Source organism: Cupriavidus phytohabitans (assembly GCF_000426345.1).
GTDB lineage: Bacteria > Pseudomonadota > Gammaproteobacteria > Burkholderiales > Burkholderiaceae > Cupriavidus.
On the sequence record NZ_AUFE01000043.1, the window covers coordinates 54314 to 60406 of the forward strand.

Genomic DNA, 6093 nt, shown 5'->3' on the forward strand with positions numbered 1-6093 from the left:
GGCGCGCGCCAGGCCGCCGTATGCGGACTTAAGCCCGCCTTAATCCCGCCTGAAGCCGGCCTGAAGCCCGCCTTACGCCGCGACTGGCTGCGTGGTGGCGTAGCTGCGCCGGCAGTAGACCAGCGGCGTGTCGTTGCTGCTTTCGGCGCCGGAACTGCCGAGCACCTGCGCGACGAAGACGCTGTGGGTGCCGATCTCGAACTGGTCGACGACCTTGCAGTCGAGCGCGACGATGGCGGATTTGCTGTATGGCGCGCCGGTGGCGAACACGCCCCAGCTGTCACCGTCAAAGCGCTGCGCCATCGGCACCGCTCCGGCTCCGGCAAACAATTGGGACACCGCGGTCTGGCTGGCGTGGAGCCAGTTGATGCTGGCCACGCCGTTGGACTTGATCACGCTGTTTGCCGCGCTGCGGCGATTGATGCAGAAAAGCACGGTGGGCGGCGCATCGCTCACTGAACAGACAGCCGAGCACGTGACGCCGGCGCGGCCGCCTGCGCCGTCGGTGGCAATGACGGTCACGGCGGTGACCGCACGCGACAAGGCGTCGCGGAAGCTGGTGGCGTCGATGGCGGCATCGGTAAAGCGGCTCGCGCCGGCTTCGATGAAGGCTGCGGACGACATGGCGATCTCCTCCTTGTTGGGGCCTTCCTCGTTGCCCATGCGACTGGGCCTGGAGGAAGCTTTGTCTCTGGAAACCCTGCTTTCTGATCTGTGCCAGCTGTGTGAAACTAGACTACAGCCGAGCCGGCCCGTTTGCTAATCACCTCGCGTCATGGACACTATTCCCCAGCGTCATGAAGACGAACTCAGCCTGAATCAACTGCTGGTGCTTGATGTGCTGCTGAGCGAGCGCAGCCTCACCAAGGCAGCGCGCGTGCTCAACCTGACCCAGCCTGCGTTGAGCAAGACGCTGGCGCGGCTGCGCCAGTATTTCGGTGATCCGCTGTTCGTCCGTGTCGGCCTGCGCATGGAGCCGACACCCAAGGCACTGGAGCTGGCCGAGCCGGTGCGGGGTATTCTCCAAAGCGTGCGTGCGCTGCGCGCGGACCATGTCGGCTTTGACCCGCGCACCAGCCAGCGCAGCTTCAGCTTCTTCCTGCTCGATGCCGGTGCCTCGCAGATGCTGCCGCCGCTGCTGAGCCGTCTGGCGGACGAAGCGCCGGGCATCCTGGTGCAGGCGGTCAACGCCGATGCCACGCATCTCGACATCTGGCTGGAGAACGGCCTTGTCGACCTGGCCATCGGCTCGTTCCCCGGGCTGACGCAGAGCATCCGCCGCCAACTGCTATGGCACGAAACCTACGGCGCGGTCGTGCGCAAGGACCATCCGCGGCTGGCCCGGCTTGGCGATCGGGATGCCTTCATCGCCGAGAAGCATGTGCTGGTCTCCGCGGTGGGCACCGGCCACCAGCACCTCAGCATCGAGCGCGCCATCGAAGCCGCCGTGCCGCACACCAATATCATCTGCCGCGTGCCGAGCTTCGCCACTGCCGGCCTGATTGCCAGGCATTCGGACGCCGTGGCGGTCTTGCCGCTGACCCTCGCCCGTGCGCTTTGCAAGGACCTGGATCTGACGGTAGTGACGCCACCGCTGACGCTGCCCGGCATGGACATCGCCCAGCACTGGCACGATCGCGTGCACCGGGAGCCGGGCAACCAGTGGATCCGCGCGCTGGTGCACAGGCTGTTTGCCCGGCACGATGCCGTGGCGGGCGCGGCTGCCGGGGCGGACATGGAGCGATGAGCGCTGGTTAGAGTCACCATGAAGGCAAAGGATTGGCGTCCTGCGCCATCGCCTCCTAGCATGCGGTGCATGACAAGAGGAGGAGAGCATCATGCAGGTGACAAGGCAAGCAGACCCGCTGCGTCTGGCGGCAGTTCGCGCCGACGCCCGGCAGCGCGGTATCGGTGCGCTTCTTCAACCCGGCGCCGGCCTAGCCGTCGAGGCACCCATGCAACGTCCGCGCGAGACGAGACGCCTCCCTTGCATCGGTGACGTTCGCGAAGCCCATTACCAAACCACGTGGTGTGCGGCGCGTGCGTCCGTTCGCATACCAGATCGACAGCGGCAGCACCGCGAGCCCCGCGTCGCGTGCGCGCGAGGCAACAGACACATCGTCGACGGGACCATCGGGGCCGTCGGCAAACCGGACCGCGAACTGGATTCCGCCGTGCGGCAAGGCGACAAGCATGCGCTCCCCGAACGCCTGCTCCAGCGCATGCGCAATCAGCATGCGTCGCTGTCCGTACAACGCGCGCATCCGCTTCACGTGCCGCGCAAAATGCCCCTGTTCGATAAAGTCCGCCACGGCCGCCTGCAACAGCATCGGAGAGCCGGCGTTCATGCTGCAGGCCACGCGCCCGACGCGTTCGACAGCGCGCTCCGGCACCACGGCATAAGCCAGACGCAGTCCAGGGAACATCACCTTGCTGAAGGTGCCGCAATAGATCACGCTATCGTTCCTGTCGAGGCTTTTCAACGCCGGCAGTGGGCGGCCCGTATAACGAAACTCGCTGTCGTAGTCGTCCTCGATGATCCAGCGAGACCCTTTCGCCGCCCAATCCAGCAGCGCCATGCGCCTGGCGAGCGACAAAGTGTGCCCGAGCGGGGCCTGATGCGATGGCGTAACCAGTGCGAAACGCGCCTGCGGGTCCAGCGCGATGCCGCGCTCGACATCGATGCCTTCGCTATCTATCGGCACCGGTACCAGCTGGACGCCGGCTTCGGCCAGAAAGCCGCGCGCGAGCAGATAGCCGGGATCCTCGAACCACATGCGGTCGCTGGGGCTCGCGAGACTGCGCAAGACAAGTTCCAGCGTTGCGCGGTAGCCCGCGGTAATGAATACCTGTTCCGGCAGGCACGCGACGCCGCGCGACAAGCCAAGATAGGTGGCAATGTGTTCTCGCAGCGCCCGATACCCAACCGGGTCCGGGTAGGCGAGCATCGCGCGTTCACCGCTGCGCGCGCAACGCGAGACAAGCCGGTTCCAGAGCTTGCGCGGAAACGCGTCGAGCGCCGGCAGCCCGGGTTGCAACGGCTTCGGCTCCCCGCTCATCGCCACCGCGATGGCCAGCCGACGCGGTGCCGGCTGCCGGCTGCACGATGGATCAGGCACCGTGGACGCGCCCTCCTCCTTCGCGCGCGTGTCCTGCCGCACCTGCCTACTCGCAGAACGCGTCACCGCCGCCGGCAGCGAGGCGGATACGAACGTCCCCGCCGCACCCCGCATCTGCAGGTAGCCCTCATCGACTAGGATGGTATAGGCCATTTCGACCGTGCCCCGGGCCGTATTCAATTGCGTGGCAAGGCCCCGAAGCGCGGGCACGCGATCGCCGGGACGCAGGTGCCCTGCCGCGATCGCCGTCCTGAACCGCTCGCAAATCTGCATGTAGATCGGCGAGCGGTTCTGGCGATCGATTTCGATGGCCAATGAGGAAGTCCGTGCGGTCATGATCAGCTCGCGGGCAATGGAGTGCGGAATGGGGAAAGCAGAAGGGGCTTGGCCTAGTCATTTCGACAATTCTTGGCCCTTATCCATAGGGCATGATTGTTCCACAATGATCTCACGCGATGCGACGGGGACAGGCACCTGCATGAGATGCCGCCCCACCAGGCGCACCGCGCACTCCCAACCTAATCTGGAGAATTTGCCATGAAGATCGTTGTAATCGGTGGTTCCGGCCTGATCGGCTCCCAACTTGTCGCGCTGCTCACCAATGCTGGCCATACGGCGGTCGCGGCGTCTCCGAGTACCGACGTGAACACCGTGACGGGCGAAGGATTGGATCAGGCGCTCAAGGACGCAGACGTCGTCGTGGATGTGGCGAACGCACCATCCTGGGAGCCACAGGCGGTACTCGATTTCTTCCGCACCGCTGCGCGCAATCTCGGCAAGGCCGAAGTCGCCGCAGGCGTGCGCCATCACGTCGCGCTGTCCATCGTCGGCACCGACCGCATGCCGGGGAATGCCTATTTCACGGCCAAGGTCGCGCAGGAAGAGGCGATCGAAGCTGCCGGCGTGCCATACACGATCGTGCGCGCCACCCAGTTCATGGAGTTCCTCGGCGGCATCGCGGATTTCAGCACGGACGGCACCACCGTGCGCGTCGGAGACGGACTGTTTCAGCCGATCGCTTCACAGGACGTCGCGGCAATCCTTGCGCAAGTCGCGCTGGAAGCACCGCGGAACGGCATCATCGAGATCGCCGGCCCGGACCGCGCGCCCTTCGCGGAGATCGTTGCGCGTTATCTGAAGTCCACAGGTGACGCCCGCTCGGTCGTGACGGACCGCGATGCGCTGTACTACGGCGGCCAGGTCGAGGAATTTTCTCTCGTACCGCTCGGCGACGCGCGGATCGGTCGCGTCAGCCTCGATCAGTGGCTGTCGCAAGCGAACAAGGAGTAATGCCATGAAAACAATCGTATCGTTTGCCGCGGCGCTGATGCTGTCGTGCCTGATGGCGGCGCAGCCGGCGGTGGCTGCACCTGAAGCGAAGGTCACGCCCTTGCGGACGGAACCATTGCCCGAGTACCCGGGCAAGGAAGCTGAGATGATCATCGTGGAATATCCGCCCGGCTCGGCCGACCCCGTGCATCGACATGATGCACACGCCTTTGTCTACGTGCTCGAAGGGAGCATTGTCATGGCCCTCAAGGGTGGCAAGGAGGTGACACTCAAGCCCGGCGATACCTTCCACGAAGGCCCCAATGACATCCATACCGTCGGGCGCAATGCCAGTTCCACACAGCCGGCCAGGTTTGTCGTGTTGCTGATCAAGAATAAGGGCGCACCAATTCTGACTCCCGTGAAGTGAGAATGGGTCCAACCGTCGGCCAACTTAGGTTTGTTTTCGGACAAGTGCATGCGGGCCCGGCCATCGCCATAGGCGATGCCTTTATAGTCAGGCGCGACAAACCAACCGACGGAACAGACCGATGAAAACTCGCGCAGCAGTTGCCTGGGGGGCGGGAAAGCCGCTAACGATCGAAGACGTGGACCTGGACGGCCCGCGCGCCGGGGAAGTGCTGGTGGAAGTGAAGGCCACCGGCATTTGCCATACCGACTACTACACGCTGTCCGGCGCCGATCCCGAAGGCATTTTCCCGGCGATCCTGGGCCATGAAGGCGCCGGCATCGTCACCGACGTCGGCCCCGGCGTGACCTCGCTCAAGCCAGGCGACCACGTGATCCCCCTGTACACGCCGGAATGCCGCCAGTGCAAGTTCTGCCTGTCGCGCAAGACCAACCTGTGCCAGGCGATCCGCGCCACGCAGGGCAAGGGCCTGATGCCGGACGGCACCTCGCGCTTCTCGCTCGACGGCAAGCCGATCTTCCACTACATGGGCACGTCGACCTTCGCCAACCACATCGTGGTGCCGGAGATCGCGCTGGCGAAGATCCGTCCCGACGCGCCCTTCGACAAGGTCTGCTACATCGGCTGCGGCGTGACCACCGGCGTGGGCGCGGTGCTGTTCACCGCCAAGGTGGAAGCCGGCGCCAACGTGGTGGTGTTCGGCCTCGGCGGCATCGGCCTGAACGTGATCCAGGCGGCGAAGATGGTGGGCGCCGACAAGATCATCGGCGTGGACCTGAACCCGGCGCGCGAAGCCATGGCGCGCAAGTTCGGCATGACGCATTTCATCAACCCGAAGCACGTCGAGAACGTGGTCGACCACATCATCCAGCTGACCGACGGCGGCGCGGACTACTCGTTCGAATGCATCGGCAACACGCAGGTCATGCGCCAGGCGCTGGAGTGCTGCCACAAGGGCTGGGGCAAGTCGATCATCATCGGCGTGGCCGAGGCCGGCGCCGAGATCTCGACGCGCCCGTTCCAGCTGGTGACCGGCCGAGAGTGGAAGGGCTCGGCCTTCGGCGGCGCGCGCGGCCGCACCGATGTGCCGAAGATCGTCGACTGGTACATGGATGGCAAGCTCAACATCGACGACCTGATCACGCACACGCTGCCGCTGGAGCGCATCAACGAGGGCTTCGACCTGATGAAGCGCGGGGAGTCGATCCGATCCGTAGTGTTGTACTGAGGCGCGCGCCATGATGGAACTGATCTCGCAACACGGCTGTTATGGCG

General features: G+C 65.0%; 6 protein-coding genes. 4 read left to right on the forward strand and 2 right to left on the reverse strand.

All coding sequences use genetic code 11. The annotated features are described in order from the left end of the window. Window positions 1-72 precede the first annotated feature (72 nt). Window positions 73-624 carry a flavin reductase gene (locus K309_RS0124640; protein WP_029048884.1) on the reverse strand — a complete coding sequence of 184 codons (552 nt, stop codon included), beginning with the start codon at window positions 622-624 and terminating at the stop codon, window positions 73-75. A 151-nt stretch (window positions 625-775) separates the two neighbouring features. Here K309_RS0124640 and K309_RS0124645 point away from each other — a divergent pair, with 151 nt between their 5' ends. After that, entirely contained in the window at window positions 776-1747 is a 972-nt protein-coding gene (locus K309_RS0124645) for a LysR family transcriptional regulator (protein WP_029048885.1), read from the forward strand. Window positions 1748-1937: 190 nt separating this feature from the next. Here the strand turns inward: K309_RS0124645 and pdxR are convergent, their stop codons facing one another. Next, entirely contained in the window at window positions 1938-3455 is a 1518-nt protein-coding gene (pdxR, locus tag K309_RS0124650; protein ID WP_029048886.1) for a MocR-like pyridoxine biosynthesis transcription factor PdxR, read from the reverse strand. Between the two features lie 201 nt (window positions 3456-3656). Between pdxR and K309_RS0124655 the strand changes: the two genes are divergently transcribed. The 3 genes from K309_RS0124655 (at window position 3657) to K309_RS0124665 (ending at window position 6046) form a co-directional block, all read left to right on the forward strand. Beyond that, window positions 3657-4409 carry an SDR family oxidoreductase gene (locus K309_RS0124655; protein ID WP_029048887.1) on the forward strand — a complete coding sequence of 251 codons (753 nt, stop codon included), beginning with the start codon at window positions 3657-3659 and terminating at the stop codon, window positions 4407-4409. 4 nt (window positions 4410-4413) lie between these two features. Further along, window positions 4414-4818 (forward strand): cupin domain-containing protein, encoded by a 405-nt coding sequence (locus tag K309_RS0124660; RefSeq protein WP_029048888.1) that lies wholly within the window; start codon window positions 4414-4416, stop codon window positions 4816-4818. A gap of 121 nt (window positions 4819-4939) precedes the next feature. Further along, a complete protein-coding gene (locus tag K309_RS0124665) occupies window positions 4940-6046 on the forward strand; it encodes an S-(hydroxymethyl)glutathione dehydrogenase/class III alcohol dehydrogenase (RefSeq protein WP_029048889.1) in 1107 nt (368 codons plus the stop codon). The last annotated feature ends 47 nt before the right edge of the window (window positions 6047-6093 follow it).

Excerpts from the sequence above, each read along its gene's own strand:
- K309_RS0124655 (WP_029048887.1), top strand. The coding sequence starts at position 3,657 with ATGAAGATCGTTGTAATCGGTGGTTCCGGCCTGATCGGCTCCCAACTT.
- K309_RS0124665 (WP_029048889.1), top strand. The coding sequence starts at position 4,940 with ATGAAAACTCGCGCAGCAGTTGCCTGGGGGGCGGGAAAGCCGCTAACG.
- pdxR (WP_029048886.1), bottom strand. The coding sequence starts at position 3,455 with ATGACCGCACGGACTTCCTCATTGGCCATCGAAATCGATCGCCAGAAC.
- K309_RS0124640 (WP_029048884.1), bottom strand. The coding sequence starts at position 624 with ATGTCGTCCGCAGCCTTCATCGAAGCCGGCGCGAGCCGCTTTACCGAT.
- K309_RS0124660 (WP_029048888.1), top strand. The coding sequence starts at position 4,414 with ATGAAAACAATCGTATCGTTTGCCGCGGCGCTGATGCTGTCGTGCCTG.
- K309_RS0124645 (WP_029048885.1), top strand. The coding sequence starts at position 776 with ATGGACACTATTCCCCAGCGTCATGAAGACGAACTCAGCCTGAATCAA.